Origin of the sequence: Streptomyces sp. NPDC101234, assembly GCF_044767525.1 — a bacterium.
In the GTDB taxonomy this organism is placed as follows: Bacteria; Actinomycetota; Actinomycetes; order Streptomycetales; family Streptomycetaceae; genus Streptomyces; species Streptomyces sasae.
Genome location: NZ_JBIWOA010000007.1, coordinates 270,946 through 288,869 on the forward strand (window position 1 = coordinate 270,946; position 17,924 = coordinate 288,869).

Here is a 17,924-nt window from a genome sequence, read left to right on the forward strand (position 1 = left end):
TTCGGGCTCGCTCAGGTCTCGCTGCCGGACTCGGCGGTGGTACGACGGCGGCGTACGAGCTTCCACCACACCAGCGCCAGCAGGGCCGCCAGTGCCGCGAACGGCAGGGCGGCGCCCAGGGCCAGGGCGATCCAGCGCAGCATCGTGACGAAGACGTGCCAGCCGCCGGACAGGGCGTCCACGAACCCCGGGGAGTCGTCCTTCGCGGCCGCCTTCTTCACCGGCGTCTGGGTGAGCGACAGGGTGATGGTGGCCAGGCTGGTGCGGTCCTTCAGCGACGCCTGCTGGGCGAGCAGCGCCTCCAGGTCGGCCTCCCTGCTGCTCAACTCCCCTTCCAGGGTGACCACGTCACCGAGTTTGGTCGCCCGGTCCATCAGCTCGCGGACCCGGTCCACGCTGGCCCGCTGCGACTTGATCCGGCTGTCCACGTCCACCACCTGGTCGGTGACGTCCTGCGCCTTCGAAGTGCGGTCGAGCAGCTTGCCCGCGCCCTGGAGACCGGCGAGCACCTCGTCGTACTTCTCGGTCGGCACGCGCAGGACCACCCGGGTCCGCTCATGGCCCTGGGAGTCCCGGGTGGTGGTCTCGTTGCCGACATAGCCCCCGGCGTTCTCGGCGGTGGTGCGGGCCTCGTCCAGGGCCTTGGGCACGTCCTTGACCTGCACGGTCAGGGAGGCGGTGCGGATGATGCGGCTGACGGTCAGGTCCGGCGTGGCCTTGCCGGTCCCCTTGCCGCCGCTGTCCTTGGCGCCTGCCGAGCCCGCCGCCTCCTGGGCCGCGCCGTGCGCATCGGCCTTGGCGTCGCTGGCGGAGCCGCCGCCGGAGCCGCCGGCCCTGCCGCATCCGGTGAGGACGAGGGCGGCGGCGAGCAGGACGCCGGCGAGGGCGGGTCGTACGGGATGGCGCATGGTTCCCCCCGAAGGTGGTGACGAATGACGCTCCTTCGACGCCGGGACGGGGCGGGACGTTTGACGGCGACGGTCCCGATGCGGTCACGGTCCGGACGCGTGCGGGTCACCGGGCCGGGGCGGGCCGTCGGTGCGGTCTGAGAGAGTGGGGCCATGAGCGCAACGGGTACGGGCACGGGGCATGTCGTCGTCATCGGAGCCGGGATCGCGGGCCTCGCCGCGGCCCACCGGCTGCTGGAGCGCGGCGCGCGCGTGACCGTGCTGGAGGCCTCGGAGCGAGTCGGCGGGAAGCTGCTGCCCGGTGAGATCGCGGGTGTGCGGGTCGACCTGGGCGCCGAGTCGATGCTGGCCCGCCGGCCCGAGGCGGTCGCCCTGGCCCGCGAGGCGGGTCTCGCCGACCGGCTGCAGCCGCCGGCCACCGCCACCGCGTCGATCTGGACCCGGGGTGCCCTGCGCCCCATGCCCAAGGGCCATGTCATGGGCGTCCCCGGCACCGCCGCCGCGCTCTCCGGCGTACTGTCCGACGAGGGCCTCGCCCGCATCGAGCGCGACGCCGATCTGCCCCGCACCGAGGTCGGCGACGATGTGGCGGTGGGGGAGTACGTGGCCGCGCGGCTGGGCCGGGAGGTCGTCGACCGGCTGGTCGAGCCCCTGCTCGGCGGGGTCTACGCGGGCGACGCGTACCGCATCTCGATGCGTTCGGCGGTCCCGCAGCTCTACCAGGCCGCGCAGACCCACGACTCGCTGACGGAGGCCGTCCGCGAGATCCAGGCGAAGGCGGTCGCCAACCAGCAGACCGGGCCGGTGTTCATGGGCATCGAGGGGGGCGTGGGCACCCTGCCGCTCGCGGTGGCCGAGTCGGTGCGGGCGCGGGGCGGCGAGATCCTGACCGGAGCGCCGGTGACCGAACTGCGCCGGGACACCGAGGGCTGGCGCGTCGTCACCGAGGGCCGGGCACTGCACGCCGACGCCGTGATCGTCGCCGTTCCCGCCCCGGCCGCCGCCGCCCTGCTGCGCGCCGAGGCGCCCGCCGCCGCGGCCGAACTGGCCGGCGTCGAGTACGCCTCGATGGCCCTGATCACCCTCGCCTACCGCCGTGCCGACCTCGCCCTCCCCGAAGGCAGCGGCTTCCTCGTCCCGCCCGTCGACGGCCGCACCATCAAGGCCTCCACCTTCGCCTCCCGGAAATGGGGCTGGATCGCGGAAGAGGACCCGGACGTCGCCGTCCTGCGCACCTCGGTCGGACGGTACGGCGAGACCGAGGTCCTCCAGCGGGAGGACGGCGACCTCGTCGACGTCTCCCGCCACGACCTGCGCGAGGCCACCGGACTCGCCGCGACGCCCGTCGCCACCCGCGTCACCCGCTGGACCGACGGCCTGCCCCAGTACCCCGTCGGCCACCACGCGCGCGTGGCCCGCCTCCGTGAGCACGTCGCCAAGCTCCCGGGGCTCGCGGTCTGCGGGGCGCAGTACGACGGCGTCGGCATCCCCGCCTGCATCGCGAGCGCGAACGCGGCCGTGGACCAGCTGGCAGGGGACCTCGGCGGGGTGGCGGAGCTGACGGCCAACCCGGTGCAGAGTCTGCACGGCGGAGCGGGAGAATAGGGACCATGAGTGACGACGCCCCCACCACCGAGTCCGGCAGGATCCCGAACAAGGGCAAGCTGGCCAAGGACCTCAACGAGGTCATCCGCTACACGCTGTGGTCCGTCTTCAAACTGAAGGACGTGCTGCCCGAGGACCGCGCGGGCTACGCCGACGAGGTCCAGGAGCTGTTCGACCAGCTCGCCGCCAAGGACGTGACCGTACGCGGCACCTACGACGTCTCCGGTCTGCGCGCCGACGCCGATCTGATGATCTGGTGGCACGCCGAGACCAGCGACCAGCTCCAGGAGGCGTACAACCTCTTCCGCCGCACCAGGCTGGGCCGCGCCCTCACGCCGGTGTGGTCGAACATGGCGCTGCACCGCCCCGCCGAGTTCAACCGCTCGCACATCCCGGCGTTCCTCGCCGACGAGACCCCGCGCAACTACGTCAGCGTGTACCCGTTCGTGCGGTCGTACGAGTGGTACCTGCTGGCCGACGAGGACCGCCGCCGGATGCTCGCCGACCACGGCAAGATGGCCCGCGGCTTCCCGGACGTGCGCGCCAACACGGTCGCCTCCTTCTCCCTCGGCGACTACGAGTGGATGCTGGCCTTCGAGGCCGACGAGCTGTACCGCATCGTCGACCTCATGCGCCATCTGCGCGGCTCCGAGGCCCGGATGCACGTCCGCGAGGAGGTCCCGTTCTACACGGGCCGCCGCAAGGACATCGCGGAGCTGGTCGCGGGCCTCGCCTGAGACTCCTCCGGGCTCAGCGCTGGTCGGCCTTGCCCTTCAGGGACTCCCGGAGCTTCCTGTGCCGGGCCGAGTCGACCGGCGCGGGCTTCGGCTCCGGATGCCCCGCGCAGGACGCGCGCCGATCCGGGAGCCGGCCCTCCAGCAGATAGGCGTCCAGGTACCCGTTGACGCACTTGTTGGGGCCGCCGGCGACGCCGTGCGTGCCCGCGTCCCGCTCGGTCACCAGCACCGAGTCGGCGAGGCGCCGGTTCATCTCCAGCGCCCCCGTGTACGGCGTGGCCGCGTCGCGCTCGGCCTGCAGGATCAGCGTCGGCGGCAGTTCACCGGGACCCGTCCGCACGTCGAGGGCCTGCTGCCGGGGCACCGGCCAGTAGGCGCACGGCAGGTTCATGAACGCGTTGTCCCAGGTCTCGAACGGCGCGACGCGCGCGAGCCGGGTGTTGTCCCGGTCCCAGGTCTTCCAGTCCGTCGGCCAGGGAGCGTCGTTGCACTCGACGGCCGTGTACACCGCGGTGCCGTTCTCCGCCTCGGCGGCCGTCTCCGGCGCCGGCGCCGCCAGCCGGACCAGCGGCTTGGAGTCCCCCTTCAGGAACCTGGACAGCGCCTCCGCCCGGCTCGGCCAGTAGTCGTCGTAGTACCCGGCCGACAGGAACGCGCCCTGCAACTGTCCCGGCCCGACCTTCCCGCCGGCCGCTTTCTTGGCCAGCCGCTTGCTCGCCTTGTCATAACTCGCCTGCACCTTCGCGGCCGTGTCGCCGAGCCCGTACACGTCGTCGTGCCTGGCGATCCACTCCCGGAAGTCCGCCCAGCGGCTCTCGAACGCGGCCGACTGCTCCAGGTTGTCGCGGTACCAGATCTGCGCCGGGTCCGGGTCGACCACCGAGTCCAGCACCATCCGCCGTACGTGCGAGGGGAACAGGGTCGCGTACAGCGCGCCGAAGTAGGTGCCGTACGACGCGCCCATGAACGTCAGCCGGTCCTCACCGAGCGCGGCCCGCAGTACGTCCAGGTCACGGGCGTTGTTGAGCGAGGTGTAGTAGCGGAGCTTGCTCCCGGAGCGCTTGAGACAGCCCTGCGCGTACGCCTTCGCCTCCTTGATCCGTGCCATCTTGTACGACTCGGAGGGGTGCGTCGGCGACCCCGACGGAGCCTTGAAGAAGTGCCCGGGGTCGACACACGACAGCGGCGCCGAACGGTCGACACCGCGCGGGGCGTAGCCGACCAGGTCGTAGGCGGCGGCGATGTTCTTCCACTCGGGCAGCACACCGACCATCGGGAAGCCCATGCCGGAGGCGCCGGGCCCGCCCGGGTTGTAGACCAGGGCGCCCTGCCGGGGCACCTTGCGCTTGCTGTTGTGCGGGTCCTTGTGGGTGGCCCGCACCCGGCTGACGGTCAGTTTGATCTGCTTGCCGTCCGGGTCCGCGTAGTCCAGCGGGACGCTCACGGTGCCGCACTGGAAGGAGTCCGGCACCTCCAGGTCGGCGGAGCACCTGCCGAAGTCGATGCCCTGCGCCCGGGCGCGCTCCGCGGCCACGGCGGTGCCGTGGAGTTCGGCCGCCGTCGTGGCCGGGACGCGGGTGGCGCTCCCGGCCGGGGCGGCGGCCAGGGTGGTCAGCAACAGGGACCCGGCGGCCGAGTACAGGGCGGGGGCTCTCATGGCGTATCCCTTCGGTGCACGGCTGCGGTGGCGAGGCGGCTACGGCACCGCAGCGACTGCACGGCAGCAATAAAAGGGATATTTCGACCGGTTGCCGGTGAAGGCAAGCACCATCGGGCCGGTGTCGGCGTCAATCCACCTATGCGCCCCGCTCACTCCCGCGGGAGCTGGTCCCGGTGTGCGAAGGCCGCACGCAGCTCCGGCTCACCGATCGCCCGGATACCGCGCACCGCGACGGAGGCCAGCAGCGACTGGTCGTCGATCGTACGGTTCGCCCGCCGGTGCAGCACGCCCAGCAGCCGCTGCCCGGCCGGGGAGGCCCAGCGCGAGTACGGGTGCACCTCGACCCGGGCGATACCCAGGCAGCTCAGCGTCAGGGTGAGGGGCAGCGCGAACCAGACGGCGACCAGGTCGCGGGGCATCTCGGTCGGGGTGGGCAGCGTGAGCGCGGCCACGCCCAGGCCGAAGACCACCAGCGCGGCGGCCCGGACCTGCCGGACGCCCGACGCGACCGTCGTACGCGCCGCCGCGTCGGGCACCGCGAGGCCCGCCCGCACCAGCCCCTCGCCGAGACTCCGTACGGCGTCCGCGTCGGCCGCCGCCGACCGTACCGGTGCTATCCGCGACTGCCCCTCGGGCCCGATGGCCCCTATCACCGACCGCTCCATCTCGTCCCGGCCGCGCGGGTCCACGACGGTCGCCCAGCCGGTGTGGGCGAGCAGCAGCCGCCGTTCCCGGGCCATGGACACCAGGGTCAGATCGGCGACCCGTGCGGGTCCGCCGGACAGGAACGCGGCCTCGTACAGCGTCAGATCGTGTCCTCGGCCCGCGTCCGCGTCGGCGGCCGCCGTCCGTACGGCGGCCAGGCACAGCCGAGTGCAGGCGGTGCCGGCGACGGCCCAGGCCAGGAGCAGGAGAAGGACCCAGAACATGACATGTTTCTATGCCAGCGGCTTGGGAATCGCCATGCCTTGTTCACATTCCGGACCGAGTGTTGTCGGTATGTGACGTTCCGTTTCCCGTGCAGGTCAGGGGCTGTCGGAGGCCGGCGGCGGGCTGGTGGTGGCGTGCGGCAGGGTGTACGACGACGTCGGCGACGGGGTCGGTGTCGTCGCCGGTGACGGCAGCAGCGGGGTCGCGTCGCGCGGGGCGACGACGGGCGGTGAGGCGACGGGGGCGGGAGTGACCGCCAACTGCCGGGCCAGCGTGGAGAAGTCGACGTACCCGGTGGCCTCCAGGACCTTGATGTGGTCCAGGACGGTGGCGTTGGCGTCGTCGGCGAGTTCGCGGACCAGCGTGTTCTGGGTGCCGGCGCGGACCTGGGCGACGACGGAGAAGACCCGGCCGTGGGCCAGCCGCACGATGTTCGCGAACTCCCGGTCGAAGTCCTGCCCCTGCGCGGCGGTCAGCGTGGCCAGCCACTGCTGCTGCTGGGCGTTGGGCCCGTTGGGGATCGGCACGCCGAGCCGGGTGGCGACGGTGCGGACGTGCGCGTCGAGGGCGGCGTGCCCGTCGACGAGGTGCTGCCCGGCCGTCCGTACGGCCGCCGTGGTGCCCTTCTCCTCCGCCATCTCCCCGGCCGGCAGCTCCCAGAGCCCGGCCAGCCGCACCTTGACGAGGAAGTCCCGGTCCAGCGCGGACAGCGGGCCGTACTGGGTCGACACGGTCTGCGCGCTGAGCACGTTCACCGCACCGGTCGGGTCCGAGCGGTCGGCGTACGACCAGATCGGGAAGACCAGGGCGGCGATGGTCGCGGTGAGACCGACGATGATCACCCCGGTACCGCTGAATATGCCTCGACCTTGGACGGGGTGTCGGGGACGCGCACGCATGATGCCTCCTGCACCGCACGGTGGGGCTTCGCCGCGCGGATTTGGCATATTACCGGTGGGTTGCCGCGGGGGGTCCGGCCGAGGGTGGGTTCGGGCCGGGGGTGGCTTTGGGCCGAGGTGGGTTCGGGCCGTGGGGGAGTGCGGGTGGTTGGGGGCTGGGCGCGCAGTTCCCCGCGCCCCTGAAGGGGCGCTGTGCCAGCCGCCTGTTTCCAGCTGCGGGCAGTCGTGCCTCCCCCAGAGGGGGACCCCCAGGGCGGCACGGGTGGGCGCAGGCGGCACCCTGTCAGCGCCGGTAAGCGAAACCCCCCGCCCTCAGCCCCACCCTGGTCAGCGAGTCATCCCCTCCGCAGCAACGCCCTCCGTACGACCGATCGCCGAGGCTCCGGCCCCGACCGGTCCAGCCACCACTTCCGCAATCGCCGATGGGATCCGTTGTCCTCCGCCCACCCCTCCCGCAGCAACCGCCCCGCGAACTCCAGCGCGTCCCGGCGATAGCCCCCTGTCATCGGCCGCTCCTGCGCGTACGCCAGGAACGCCGCCCGGTAGCCGTCCCCCAGAATCTCCGGCAGCTCCGGCGCCACCTTCGCCACCACGTCCGCCCGCTTCGCCGCCAGGGCCCGCGCCTGCACCCCCATCCGCACCCGGTCGAACCCCTCCGGCACCGGCGTCCCCGCCACCAGGGACGACAGCACCGCCGCCTGCGCGAGCCCGACCCGCTGCCGGGTGGTGTCGGCGACGGCGACGGCGACGGCGGCCGTCGGCTCCGGCCCGCCGGCCCGGTCGTCGGCGTGAGCAACCCCACACCCCGCCGCCACCGCCGCCCGGATCCCCGCCAGTTCCCGCTCCAGCTCGGCCGGATCCGGGAAGTTCTCGTCCCGCTCCAGCAGGACACCGGGTGGCGCGACCCGGGACGCGAGCTCGGCCAGGATGTCCAGGACCGCCGGGGGCACCGGATGGGCGTGGCTGTCGTGCCAGACGCCGTCACGTTCGAAGCCGCCCGCGACATGGACGTAGGCGATCGCCTCGACGGGGAGTTCGGCGAGCGCCTTCGCCGGGTCCTCGCCGCGGTTGACATGGTTGGTGTGCAGGTTCGCCACGTCGATCAGCAGCCGTACCCCGGTCCGGTCGGCGAGGTCGTACAGGAACTGCCCCTCGGTCATCTCCTCGCCCGGCCACGCGATCAGCGCGGCGATGTTCTCGACGGCGAGCGGTACCGGCAGCGCGGCCTGGGCGATGCGGACGTTCTCGCAGAGGACGTCGAGCGCGTCGCGGGTGCGCGGCACGGGGAGGAGATGGCCGGCCTCCAGGACCGGCGAGGCGGTGAGCGGGCCGCCCGCGCGGACGAACGCGATGTGCTCGGTGACCAGGGGGGAGCCCAGCGCCTCCGCCCGCTCGGCGAGTGCCGAGAGCCGTCCCTCGTCCGGGCGGTCCGCGCCGCCGAGCCCCAGCGACACCCCGTGCGGCACGACGGTCACCCCGCGCCCGCGCAGCCGCCGCAGCGACTCCGGGAGGTGGCCCGGGCAGGTGTTCTCGGCCACGACCTCGACCCAGTCGATGCCCGGCATCCGCTCCACGGCGTCCGCGATCTCCGGCCGCCAGCCGATGCCCGTCCCCAGCCGCTCCAAGGTCATGACCGTCCCCCTCCTGCTCCGAGTGACGGGGGTATGGCCCCGGAGCGCGCCCGCGAACCGCGTTGCCTGCCGCTTCAGAGCAACATTTGAGGTTCGGGGCCGCGCTCCGGGGAGCTCGTCGGCTACTGGCCGAGCACGCCCAGCGTGTCCGCCGGGTCAGGGCGCGAGGTGTTCACCGTGCCCGGCGCACCGGGCGACGGCTTGGACGTCGTCCGCACGTCGCCGCTGGCCTGTGCGACCGGCGCGGACGGCACCACCTGCCCCGGCACCGGCGCGGCCGGACCGGTCGGGCTGGCCGTGCTCGCGCCCGCGACCTCGTTGGCGATGGCGTCGAAGTCGACCTTGCCGGTCTTCTCCAGGATGGTGATGTGGTCGAGGACGGTCTGGTTGGTGTCCGAGGCCAGCTGCCGCACCAGGCTGTTCCGGGTGCTGTTCCGCACCGCCCCGACCGCCGGGAAGATCTTGCCGTGCGCGGCCCGCAGCAGGTTGACGAACTTGTACTCGTACTCCGCGCCGCTCGCGGCCGACATCTCCTGCAGCCAGCCCTGCTGCTGCTCGTTGGGCACGTTGGGCAGCTCGACGCCCAGCTGCGCGGCGACGATCCGCACCCGCTTGTCCAGGTCGGTGTGGCCGACGATCAGATGGTCGCCGGCCTCCCGGATCGCCGTGCTCGGCGCCCGCTGGACGGCTTGCTGCCCGGCCGGCAGCTCCCACAGCCCGGCCAGCCGGACCCGCACGATCAGGTCGCGGTCTGCGGCGCTCAGCGGGCCCCACTGGGTGGCCACGGTCCCCGCCGCCAGGTTCGACTCCCCGGTGCCCGCCCGGTCCGAGTAGGACCAGACGGGGAAGGCGACCGCGGCGATCGTGGTGGCGAGGGCCGCCGTGATCATGGCCGTACTGGTGAAACGCCGCAAGGCTGCCTCCCGGTGTCGCTGGTTCGGTGCCAGGACGTACGGGTGTGACGGCGGCGGTGTTCAAACAAACGGCAAAGTTTCCAACGATAGGTAAAAGAACCGAGGTCAGCGCAGTGCGGGATGGTCCGCGACCACCGTGCAGGACCCCGGCGCGATCTCGGTGAACCCGGCGTCCCGCACCAACGGCAGCCCGCTGCCCGTCAGCCGAGGCCATTCGGCAGGGTCCGCGGTCCGCACGGCGAGCGGGAACCCGGCCTCGCGCCAGGCCTCCCGTTCCTCCTCCGACAGTTCCCACCAGGCCAGTTGGGCCCCGTGTCCGGCCTGCGCCATCGCCTTCCCGGCCGACATCTCCAACTCCGGGTTCATCCAGAGCACGGCCTCGGACCGGTCGGCGCCGACGGGCGGCTCGGGGTCCTCCAACTCCGTCCCCGACACCTGCAACTTGGCCAGCTCCTTGGGCCACCCGTCCAGGGGAACGGGCGGAAACACCCGTACCTCGGCGGACTTCCCCGTGAGGGTGATCCCGGGCAGCCCCTCGGCCCGCCGCCACTCGGCGCCCCGGGCCCGCCGCACGACCTTCCGGATCCGGGCGTCCTCCCAGTCCCGAACGGCCTGCGCCCACTCCCCGTCCCCGAGGGCACGCTCATCACCGAGCATGGTCAGCACGGCCCGGGCGGCCGTCTCAAGAGCATCGGTGCGGTTCGGAGGAGCCGACTTCTCTATCCGTACGACGAGCGGCAGCACGAACTGGGGTGCTTCGTCGCGTGCCGTGGGTTCGGTTCGAAAGGGACTGTCGCCGGGTGACTTCGAATCAACACTCACCACATCACCCTAAGGGGCGCTGGGGGTACCCCCGGCCGAAGGCTGGGGGAGGAACTGCGCGACCAGCCCCCACCGGCCCGCAGACCGAGACGCTGCGCACCTCCGCGGCGAAACCGCACGACAATACCTCCATGCACCGTGATCTTGAACTGGCCCGCGTAGGCCGCCGCTACGGCATACGCGGCCCCTGGGTGTTACGAGGCGTCGACCTCACCATCACCCCCGGCTCCCTCACCCGCGTGGAGGGAGCCAACGGCACCGGCAAGTCCACCCTGCTCCGCCTCGTCGCCGGCATAGACACCCCCACCGAGGGCCGTATCACCGGCCGCCCGCGCACCGCGTACGTGCCCGAGCGCTTCCCGTCGGCCCTCCCCTTCACCCCCGTCGGCTACCTCACCCACCTCGGCACCGTCCACGGCCTCTCCCGCGGTACGGCGGCCGCCCGCGCCGCGGACTGGCTGGAGCGGTTCGGCGCCGCGGCCTACGCGGCCACCCCCATGGCCCACCTCTCCAAGGGCACCAGCCAGAAGGTCGCGGTCGCCCAGGCCCTTCTCGCCGACCCCGGACTCCTCGTCCTCGACGAGGCGTGGACCGGACTGGACGCCGAGGCGCGGGCGGAGCTGGAGCGGGCTGTCGCGGAGCGCACCGCCGCCGGGGGTGCCGTGGTCTTCGTCGACCACGATCCACGGCGCCTCGCGGGCGTACCCGACGCGACCCACCAGGTCGTCGACGGCACCCTCAGACCCCGTACCGGGCAAGCGACCCCACCCGTCGGCCCGCACACCGTCGTCATCGTCCGGGGCCCGGCCGGCGGCCGTCTCCCCGCCGACGCGACCCGTACGGCGGCCTCGGCCGAGGAACCGGCCCCCGGCACCTACCGTCTTACGGTTCCCGTGTCCCACTCGGACGTGGTCCTGCGTGCCCTGCTCACGGCCCAGCCGCCCTGGCACGTGGTCACCGTCAGCGCCCCGGACGTCCCACCGGACGAGAAAGACCGCCCATGACCGCACTCCTGCGCTACCAGACCGCTCTCCTCCTGCGCTCCCAGCGCTGGCTGCCGCCGGTGATCCTGTACGCCGTGTTCCTGGGCGTGGGTGTGCAGAGCGGTCAGCCGGTGCTGGACTCGCTCGGCTACACGGCCGCCGGGCTGCTGCCGGTGGCCGCCTGGCTGGTACGCATCTGTGTCACGAGCGAGCCGCCCGCCGCCCGGGCCTGCGTCGTGGCGGCGCGTGGCCCGGCCAGGGCCCATCTGGCCGCCCTGCTCACCGCCCTGTCCGCCGCTGTGGTGCTCGGTACGGCGGCCACCCTGCTCGTGACGGTGATCAGTCAGCACGCCACCAACGACCACCGGCTCCCCGTACCGCCCCTGCGGGCCGGAGCCGCCGGTCTCCTCGCGACTCTCGCCTGTGCGCTGCTCGGCAGCGCCGTCGGCGCGCTCACCAACCGGCCGCTGCTGCGTTCGCCGGGCCGGGCGGTGCCGGCGATGCTGCTCGCCGCGCTGCTCTCGACGGTGGCGGCCGGCTCCCCGGCGCAAGCGGCGGTCAGCGGCCTGGTCACCGGCTCGGAATCCGGCCGGATCCCGGTCTCCCCGCTGCCGGTGGCCGCGGCGGCCCTGCTCACCACCGCGGCCTTCGCCGCGGCCTGCGCCCTCAACGGCCGCCGCTCACCCTGAACAGGCGGTCCGCTGCGCCTCCTGCCACTCGCACACGGGGCACATCGTGATCCCCTTGTACGACTCCGGATACTCCGTCGGCTCCCGGCACAGCACACACTCCGCGTACGGAGGCCCGTCCGCCGTCGGCGGCTTCGCGGCCCCGGTGATCGTGCAGCAGCCCTCGTGGCCCTCGTCGCTCATGCCTCCAGCGTAGGACGGTCACCGGTGACCCGGTGTCTCGCCGATCAGCTCGGACACCTTCACGAACCGGTAGCCCTGCTTGCGCAGCTGCGGCACGACGGTGCGGACCACCTCATCGGTGGTCGGGGCGGCGCTGCGGGTGCAGTGCATGACGACCACGGAACCGGGCTTCACCCCGTCCAGCACCTGCTTGGTGACCGCGTCGGCGTCCGTCGCGAACGCGTCGCCGCTCACCACGTCCCACTGCACCGCGGTGACCCCGAGCTTGCCGACCGCGCGCAGCGCCTGCTGGTCGTAACAGCCGCCGGGGAAGCGGAAGTACGGCATCGGGTGCGGCACCCCCGCGCGGAGCAGCGCGGTGTGGGCCCGCTGCACGTCCGACTTCATGTTCGCGGCGGAGACGGTCGGCAGGCCGTAGCAGTCGTCGGTGAACGCGTAGTGGCTGAAGGAGTGGTTGGCGACCTCGAACTGCGGGTCGCCGCCGAGGGAGTGGGCCTGCTCCGGGTACTGGTCGGCCCAGCGGCCGGTCATGAAGATCGTGGCCGGTACCTTCAGGCGGCGCAGGGTCTCGATCAGCGCCGGGTTGTCGAAGTGCTCGCCCGCGGCCGCGCGCGGCCCCTGGTCGGCGGTCATGTCGGCGTCGAAGGTCAGGGCGACGGTCTTGCCCCGGGTGCGCGGACCGTGGAAGAAGACGGGCGCCGCTCCGCCGGGGCCCGCGGGGAGAGTGGGCGGCTTGGCGGCGGGAGCGGGCCTGGCGGGGGCCGGACGGCCCGCCTGCGGGGCCTGGGCGGAGCCACAGGCGGCGAGCGCGGCGCCCAGGGCCACGCAGACGGCGGTCGTACCGGCAAGACGGCGTACTGATCGGATCACCGTATGAACGTAGGTCGGTATATGTGTGTTTTCCGGTGGGCGCGGCGCCGGGTCACCCGAGCGGCGGCCCTCCCTTCGGCATGCTCTCGGTGACCTCGGGCCGGGTGTCGCCGTTCGGTGCCGGCTGCTGGGCTCTCTCCAGGAACCGCAGCAACTCCACCGGGAAGGGCAGGACCAGCGTGGAGTTCTTCTCGGCCGCCACCGCCACGATCGTCTGCAGCAGCCGCAGCTGCAGGGCCGAGGGGGTGCTGGCCATCTGCTGGGCCGCCTCGGCGAGCTTCTTCGAGGCCTGCAGCTCGGCGTCGGCGTTGATGATCCTGGCCCGGCGCTCCCGGTCGGCCTCGGCCTGGCGGGCCATCGAGCGCTTCATCGTGTCCGGCAGGGACACGTCCTTGATCTCGACCCGGTCCACCTGCACACCCCAGCCCACGGCCGGGCTGTCGATCATCAGCTCCAGGCCCTGGTTGAGCTGCTCGCGGTTGGAGAGCAGATCGTCCAGATCGCTCTTGCCGATGATCGACCGCAGCGAGGTCTGGGCCATCTGCGAGACGGCGAACTTGTAGTCCTCGACCTTGACCAGCGCGCTCACCGCGTCGACCACCCGGAAGTAGACGACCGCGTCCACCCGCACGGTGACGTTGTCGCGGGTGATGCCCTCCTGGGCGGGGATCGGCAGGGTCACGATCTGCAGGTTGACCTTGTACAGCCGGTCCACGAACGGGATCACCAGGTTGAAGCCGGGCGTCCGTACGTCACCGGTGACGCGGCCGAGCCGGAACAGCACACCCTGTTCGTACTGCTTGACGACGCGCGCGCCGGCGGCCAGGTACAGCGTGCCGAAGCACAGCGCCGCCACCACCGCGACCAGCAGCTCCTGAACCATCACGACCCCCCAGATGAAGAGGTCCGATATGTCTGATGCTTCAACGATATGCCCGGTAGGAGGCTCGGGGCCACGGCCCCCGGGAAGCGGGTCCGGGCCGGGATGCCGAGGGGCGTCGGCATCCCGGCCCGGGAGCGGCCGCCGGTTCAGGCGGCCGTGACTCAGAGGGTCGTGACCGGGGTGGCCGTGGCCTCGGCGGTCGTGACCTTCACCGGCTCGGTACCGGCGGCGCTGTGCCGCGCGGCCCAGCTCTCCAGCGCGGTCCGGCAGGCGTGGTCGAGGTGGTGCAGCCCGGACAGGTCCACCCGGATCGGGCGGTCCTGGGGCAGCGCCTCCAGGCTGTCCAGGATCTTGGGCAGCCGCAGGAAGGTCGCGTTGCCCGACAGATGGGCGTCGATCGGGCCCGCGCCCTTGTCCACGATCTCCAGCTTGAGGTGCGAGGCCTCCCAGGCGGTCTTGACGATCGACAGGGCCAACCCGATGAGCACGCCCTCGAACATGCTGACCGCGACGATCGACACCGCGGTGACGACCAGGATCAGCGCCTCGCCCCGGTGTTCGCGCCAGAGCGCGGTCAGCGCGCGCACCGGGATGAGCTTGGCGCCCGAGTAGACCAGGATCCCGGCGAGGGCCGGGATCGGTATGTAACCCAGGACTCCCGGCAGCAGAGCCGCGAAGAGCAGCAGCCAGACGCCGTGCAGCACCCGGGACGCCTTCGTCCGGGCGCCGGCCTGGACGTTGGCCGCGCTGCGCACGATCACCGCGGTCATCGGCAGCGCGCCGAGCGCCCCGCAGAGCGCGTTGCCCGCGCCCTGAGCGACCAGTTCCTTGTCGTACTCGGTGCGCGGACCGTTGTGCAGCCGGTCCACGGCCGCCGCGCTGAACAGCGACTCGGCGGACGCGATCAGTGTGAACGCGACGATCGTGCCGATCACGCCCAGGCCCGCCAGTTCGCCGAAGGCGCTCAGCGGCGGCGGCTGGACGGAGCCCAGCAGCCCGCGCACCTCGACGGTGGCGACCGGGAGGCTCAGGAAGAACGCGGCCAGGGTGGCGAGACCGACGGCGGCCAGCGGTCCGGGGACCGTCCGCACCTTCGCCGGGACGTGCTTCCACAGCACCAGGACGGCGACGGTGCCCGCGCCGAGGGCGAGCGAGGCCAGCGCCTTCCCGTCCCCGAGCGCGTCCAGGAACGCCCCGGGCAGTCCGGCTATCTTGCCGGGGCCCGACGCAGGGGCCTTGGTGGCGAGCGCCGGATACAGCTGGCCGGCGATCAGGACCAGACCGATTCCGGCCAGCATGCCCTCCACGACCGAGATCGAGATGGCCCGGAAGTACCGTCCCAGTTTCAGGACGCCCATGGTGATCTGCAGGACGCCGGTGGCCAGCACGATCACGCCGAGCACCGGCAGCCCGAACTCGTGCACCGCCTCGAAGACGAGCACGGTCAGTCCGGCCGCCGGACCGGACACCTGGAGGCTGCTGCCACGCAGCAGCCCGGTGACGATGCCGCCCACGATGCCGGTGACCAGGCCGAGTTCGGCCGGGACACCGGAGGCGACGGCCACGCCCACGCACAGCGGGAGCGCGACCAGGAAGACGACGAGAGAGGCAGCGAAGTCCTGCCGTATGTAAGGAAACCTGATGTGGGGGAACTTGGTCATCGCGACGCTCACAGGGTCTCGAACGCGTCGGTCTCCGCGCGGTGTTCGCGCACGGCACCGGTGTGGACCTCGTAGTACCAGCCGCGCAGGGTCAGCCGACCCTCCGTCAGCTTCCGGTCGATGAACGGGTAGGAGCGCAGCCGCAGCAACTGGGCGAGCACATGGCTCTGCACGCCCTCGGCCACGGCCGGGTCCTCCGCCGTCCCGGTCGGGCGTGGCTCGGCACGCGCCAGCCAGTCCCGTACGGCGGGTACGGCGGTCAGGTCGTCGCCGCGCACCAGCGCGCCGACGGCGCCGCAGTGCGAGTGCCCGCAGACGACGATGTCGCGGACGCCGAGCACCTCCACGGCGTATTCGATGGTGGCCGCCTCGCCGGTCGGGTGTTCCGAGGCGTACGGCGGGACGATGTTGCCCGCGGTGCGCAGCTCGAAGAGCTCACCCGGGCGGGCGCCGGTGATCAGGGCCGGGACGACCCGGGAGTCGGAGCAGGTGATGAACAGCACCTGCGGGGACTGGCCTTCGGCGAGTTTGGCGAACTCCTCAGGGCGCTGTCCGAACGTACGGGCGTTGTCGATGAGGGGCTGCATGCTGTGTGGACTCCTCCTGGCGCGCCGCGACGGCGCGTCGGGCTTGCACGACGGTCGTGGGGGGGGTGAAGAGCCGAGGCGGAACCCGCCTGTCAGCAGCGGAAGACCTGGAGCGCGGCCGGTGTGAGGGCTCTCGACGGTCTTGACGCGTGCCGGTGCTTGGCGGCGGGCGGCACCGAGGCGTGTATGGCCGTGGTGTGCCGGGCGGCGAGCGGCCGGTCGTCGGCCCAGCCGGCGGGGGAGGTGCGATGGCGGTCGGCGGCCGGCGGCGGGCTGGGAGGCTCCCCGCACCGGCCGTGGTCGCGGAGGGTGTGCGAGCCGTCGCGCACGGCCTTCACCGGGGGCTTGAATCCGGGCTGGGCCTTGGCCTCGACATGACTGAGGGTGTGCGCGGCTGCGAAGGTTGCCGCAGGCGCGAAGAACTGGACGGCGAGCAGGGCGGCGGCCAGGAGCGAGAGCACGGTCCGGGCCGTCGTACCTCGGAACATGAGCCCCCCTCGCAGCAGTTCGCGCCTCTTGTGCACATCAAGCACAGGTCAATGGTTGGTCAAGAAACACGTTAACCCTGCAAAGTTGTTTGCAGGGTTAAATCGGTGTTGCGAGCCGAAGAGAGCGTGAAAAGTGCCGGTGATGTGGCCTGATCAGGCTCTTGACCTTGGGGGCTTGATCAACTAAAGGGCGCTTATCCGGCGCTCACAAACCCCTTGGCGTCCCTCGCCAGGGCGGTGAGCCGGGATATCGCGCGGAAGTACTTCTTCCGGTAGCCGCCGTTCAGCATCTCCTCGCTGAACAGCTTGTCGAAGGGCAGTCCGGAGGCCAGGACCGGGATCTCGCGGTCGTAGAGCCGGTCCGCGAGGACCACGAGCCGCAGTGCGGTCGACTGGTCCGGCACGGCCTGGACGTCCGTCAGGCAGACCGCCGTCAGGCCGTCGGTCAGCGCGCCGTACCGGCTGGGGTGCACCTTGGCCAGGTGGTCCAGGAGGTGCGGGAAGTCGTCGAGCGATGCGCCCGGCGTGGCGTACGCCGCCTTGGTCACCTGTTCGTCGGAGTAGGGCGCCGGCGCCTCGGGCAGGCCGCGGTGGCGGTAGTCCTCGCCGTCGATGCGCAGGGCGCGGAAGTGGGCGGACAGGCCCTGGATCTCGCGCAGGAAGTCGACGGCCGCGAACCGGCCCTCGCCGAGCTTGCCCGGCAGGGTGTTGGAGGTGGCGGCGAGCGCGACCCCGGCGTCGACCAGCCGCGCGAGCAGGCTCGACACCAGGACCGTGTCGCCGGGGTCGTCCAGCTCGAACTCGTCGATGCACAGCAGCCGGTGGCCGGAGAGGGTCTGCACGGTCTGCTGGAAGCCGAGGGCGCCGACCAGGTTGGTCAGCTCCACGAAGGTGCCGAACGCCTTCAGGGCGGGCTCGGCCGGGGTGGCGTGCCAGAGGGAGGCGAGCAGATGGGTCTTGCCGACGCCGTACCCGCCGTCGAGGTAGACCCCGCGGGGACCGGCCGGGGTCTTCGGGGCCCTGGCCTTGCCGAAGCCGAAGAAGCCACGCTTGCCGCCGGCCGCCGCGTGAGCCCCGCCGAGACCGCCGGCGAAGCCTTCCAGGACCCGTACGGCCTCGGTCTGGCTCGGCTGGTCGGGGTCCGGGAGGTAGGTGGCGAAGCGGACCGAGTCGAAGCGGGGTGGCGGCACCATCTCGGCGACCAGCCGGTCCGCGGGAACGTGCGGCGAGCGGGCGCACAGGGCCAGCGGGCCCGTGTCGGCTATGGGGCTGACCTCGGATGTGGCGGGAGAAGAGGACACGGTTGCCCATGCTAGTTGCCGTGCCACACTGCACGGCATGCGACGCCTGTTCCCTGTGACCGAAGAGACAGCAGCCCGGGCCGGGGCCTCCGGCGGATCGGCCGTGAAGGAGGGGACTGCGGCTTCGGGGGATCTGGAGGCTCCGGGGGCTCCGGGGGCGAGGCCCGGTGGTG

18 protein-coding genes are annotated in these 17,924 nt (G+C 72.5%); 4 read left to right on the plus strand and 14 right to left on the minus strand.

The window, feature by feature from the left end:
• Nucleotides 1–11: 11 nt before the first annotated feature.
• Nucleotides 12–908 (minus strand): DUF4349 domain-containing protein, encoded by an 897-nt coding sequence (locus ACIRR9_RS15690; RefSeq protein ID WP_403751510.1) that lies wholly within the window; start codon nucleotides 906–908, stop codon nucleotides 12–14.
• 153 nt (nucleotides 909–1,061) lie between these two features.
• On the opposite strand from ACIRR9_RS15690, the gene hemG reads away from it, so the two are divergent.
• Nucleotides 1,062–2,513: a protoporphyrinogen oxidase gene (gene hemG, locus ACIRR9_RS15695; protein WP_403751512.1), complete on the plus strand. Its 1,452-nt coding sequence runs from the start codon at nucleotides 1,062–1,064 to the stop codon at nucleotides 2,511–2,513.
• Nucleotides 2,514–2,518: 5 nt separating this feature from the next.
• On the plus strand, nucleotides 2,519–3,250 hold the full coding sequence (gene hemQ, locus ACIRR9_RS15700) for a hydrogen peroxide-dependent heme synthase (RefSeq protein WP_365351538.1): 732 nt from the start codon (nucleotides 2,519–2,521) through the stop codon (nucleotides 3,248–3,250).
• A gap of 13 nt (nucleotides 3,251–3,263) precedes the next feature.
• Here hemQ and ACIRR9_RS15705 read toward each other — a convergent pair whose 3' ends face one another.
• From ACIRR9_RS15705 to ACIRR9_RS15730, 6 genes are all read right to left on the minus strand, one after another.
• On the minus strand, nucleotides 3,264–4,907 hold the full coding sequence (locus ACIRR9_RS15705) for an alpha/beta hydrolase (RefSeq protein ID WP_403751514.1): 1,644 nt from the start codon (nucleotides 4,905–4,907) through the stop codon (nucleotides 3,264–3,266).
• 152 nt (nucleotides 4,908–5,059) lie between these two features.
• Nucleotides 5,060–5,839 (minus strand): TIGR04222 domain-containing membrane protein, encoded by a 780-nt coding sequence (locus tag ACIRR9_RS15710; RefSeq protein ID WP_384576003.1) that lies wholly within the window; start codon nucleotides 5,837–5,839, stop codon nucleotides 5,060–5,062.
• 96 nt (nucleotides 5,840–5,935) lie between these two features.
• Nucleotides 5,936–6,739: a DUF4142 domain-containing protein gene (locus tag ACIRR9_RS15715; protein WP_403751516.1), complete on the minus strand. Its 804-nt coding sequence runs from the start codon at nucleotides 6,737–6,739 to the stop codon at nucleotides 5,936–5,938.
• A gap of 335 nt (nucleotides 6,740–7,074) precedes the next feature.
• Entirely contained in the window at nucleotides 7,075–8,364 is a 1,290-nt protein-coding gene (locus tag ACIRR9_RS15720) for a DUF692 domain-containing protein (RefSeq protein WP_403751715.1), read from the minus strand.
• A 128-nt stretch (nucleotides 8,365–8,492) separates the two neighbouring features.
• Nucleotides 8,493–9,284, minus strand: a complete 792-nt coding sequence (locus ACIRR9_RS15725; protein WP_403751518.1) for a DUF4142 domain-containing protein — start codon at nucleotides 9,282–9,284, stop codon at nucleotides 8,493–8,495.
• 105 nt (nucleotides 9,285–9,389) lie between these two features.
• Nucleotides 9,390–10,106, minus strand: a complete 717-nt coding sequence (locus ACIRR9_RS15730; RefSeq protein WP_403751520.1) for a peptidyl-tRNA hydrolase — start codon at nucleotides 10,104–10,106, stop codon at nucleotides 9,390–9,392.
• 131 nt (nucleotides 10,107–10,237) lie between these two features.
• Here ACIRR9_RS15730 and ACIRR9_RS15735 point away from each other — a divergent pair, with 131 nt between their 5' ends.
• Nucleotides 10,238–11,110, plus strand: a complete 873-nt coding sequence (locus ACIRR9_RS15735) for an ATP-binding cassette domain-containing protein (protein WP_403751522.1) — start codon at nucleotides 10,238–10,240, stop codon at nucleotides 11,108–11,110.
• Nucleotides 11,107–11,778, plus strand: coding sequence for an ABC transporter (locus tag ACIRR9_RS15740; RefSeq protein WP_403751524.1), 672 nt, complete (start codon nucleotides 11,107–11,109; stop codon nucleotides 11,776–11,778). The genes ACIRR9_RS15735 and ACIRR9_RS15740 overlap by 4 nt, the downstream gene beginning before the upstream one ends.
• Here the strand turns inward: ACIRR9_RS15740 and ACIRR9_RS15745 are convergent.
• The 7 genes from ACIRR9_RS15745 to zapE form a co-directional block, all read right to left on the minus strand.
• Nucleotides 11,770–11,961, minus strand: a complete 192-nt coding sequence (locus ACIRR9_RS15745; protein WP_403751526.1) for a hypothetical protein — start codon at nucleotides 11,959–11,961, stop codon at nucleotides 11,770–11,772. The genes ACIRR9_RS15740 and ACIRR9_RS15745 overlap by 9 nt on opposite strands.
• Before the next feature lie 18 nt (nucleotides 11,962–11,979).
• Nucleotides 11,980–12,831, minus strand: coding sequence for a polysaccharide deacetylase family protein (locus ACIRR9_RS15750; protein ID WP_403751528.1), 852 nt, complete (start codon nucleotides 12,829–12,831; stop codon nucleotides 11,980–11,982).
• A gap of 52 nt (nucleotides 12,832–12,883) precedes the next feature.
• Nucleotides 12,884–13,714, minus strand: a complete 831-nt coding sequence (locus tag ACIRR9_RS15755) for a slipin family protein (protein WP_403751530.1) — start codon at nucleotides 13,712–13,714, stop codon at nucleotides 12,884–12,886.
• A gap of 161 nt (nucleotides 13,715–13,875) precedes the next feature.
• Nucleotides 13,876–15,375 carry a SulP family inorganic anion transporter gene (locus ACIRR9_RS15760; RefSeq protein ID WP_403751532.1) on the minus strand — a complete coding sequence of 500 codons (1,500 nt, stop codon included), beginning with the start codon at nucleotides 15,373–15,375 and terminating at the stop codon, nucleotides 13,876–13,878.
• Between the two features lie 8 nt (nucleotides 15,376–15,383).
• Nucleotides 15,384–15,962, minus strand: a complete 579-nt coding sequence (locus ACIRR9_RS15765; protein WP_384576034.1) for a carbonic anhydrase — start codon at nucleotides 15,960–15,962, stop codon at nucleotides 15,384–15,386.
• A gap of 92 nt (nucleotides 15,963–16,054) precedes the next feature.
• Nucleotides 16,055–16,450 (minus strand): hypothetical protein, encoded by a 396-nt coding sequence (locus ACIRR9_RS15770; RefSeq protein ID WP_403751534.1) that lies wholly within the window; start codon nucleotides 16,448–16,450, stop codon nucleotides 16,055–16,057.
• 194 nt (nucleotides 16,451–16,644) lie between these two features.
• On the minus strand, nucleotides 16,645–17,751 hold the full coding sequence (gene zapE, locus ACIRR9_RS15775; protein WP_403751536.1) for a cell division protein ZapE: 1,107 nt from the start codon (nucleotides 17,749–17,751) through the stop codon (nucleotides 16,645–16,647).
• Between the last annotated feature and the right edge of the window lie 173 nt (nucleotides 17,752–17,924).

Coding starts and splice junctions, on each gene's coding strand:
- ACIRR9_RS15690 (WP_403751510.1), bottom strand. CDS start 908: ATGCGCCATCCCGTACGACCCGCCCTCGCCGGCGTCCTGCTCGCCGCC.
- hemG (WP_403751512.1), top strand. CDS start 1,062: ATGAGCGCAACGGGTACGGGCACGGGGCATGTCGTCGTCATCGGAGCC.
- hemQ (WP_365351538.1), top strand. CDS start 2,519: ATGAGTGACGACGCCCCCACCACCGAGTCCGGCAGGATCCCGAACAAG.
- ACIRR9_RS15705 (WP_403751514.1), bottom strand. CDS start 4,907: ATGAGAGCCCCCGCCCTGTACTCGGCCGCCGGGTCCCTGTTGCTGACC.
- ACIRR9_RS15710 (WP_384576003.1), bottom strand. CDS start 5,839: ATGTTCTGGGTCCTTCTCCTGCTCCTGGCCTGGGCCGTCGCCGGCACC.
- ACIRR9_RS15715 (WP_403751516.1), bottom strand. CDS start 6,739: ATGCGTGCGCGTCCCCGACACCCCGTCCAAGGTCGAGGCATATTCAGC.
- ACIRR9_RS15735 (WP_403751522.1), top strand. CDS start 10,238: ATGCACCGTGATCTTGAACTGGCCCGCGTAGGCCGCCGCTACGGCATA.
- ACIRR9_RS15740 (WP_403751524.1), top strand. CDS start 11,107: ATGACCGCACTCCTGCGCTACCAGACCGCTCTCCTCCTGCGCTCCCAG.
- ACIRR9_RS15745 (WP_403751526.1), bottom strand. CDS start 11,961: ATGAGCGACGAGGGCCACGAGGGCTGCTGCACGATCACCGGGGCCGCG.
- ACIRR9_RS15755 (WP_403751530.1), bottom strand. CDS start 13,714: ATGGTTCAGGAGCTGCTGGTCGCGGTGGTGGCGGCGCTGTGCTTCGGC.
- ACIRR9_RS15760 (WP_403751532.1), bottom strand. CDS start 15,375: ATGACCAAGTTCCCCCACATCAGGTTTCCTTACATACGGCAGGACTTC.
- ACIRR9_RS15765 (WP_384576034.1), bottom strand. CDS start 15,962: ATGCAGCCCCTCATCGACAACGCCCGTACGTTCGGACAGCGCCCTGAG.
- ACIRR9_RS15770 (WP_403751534.1), bottom strand. CDS start 16,450: ATGTTCCGAGGTACGACGGCCCGGACCGTGCTCTCGCTCCTGGCCGCC.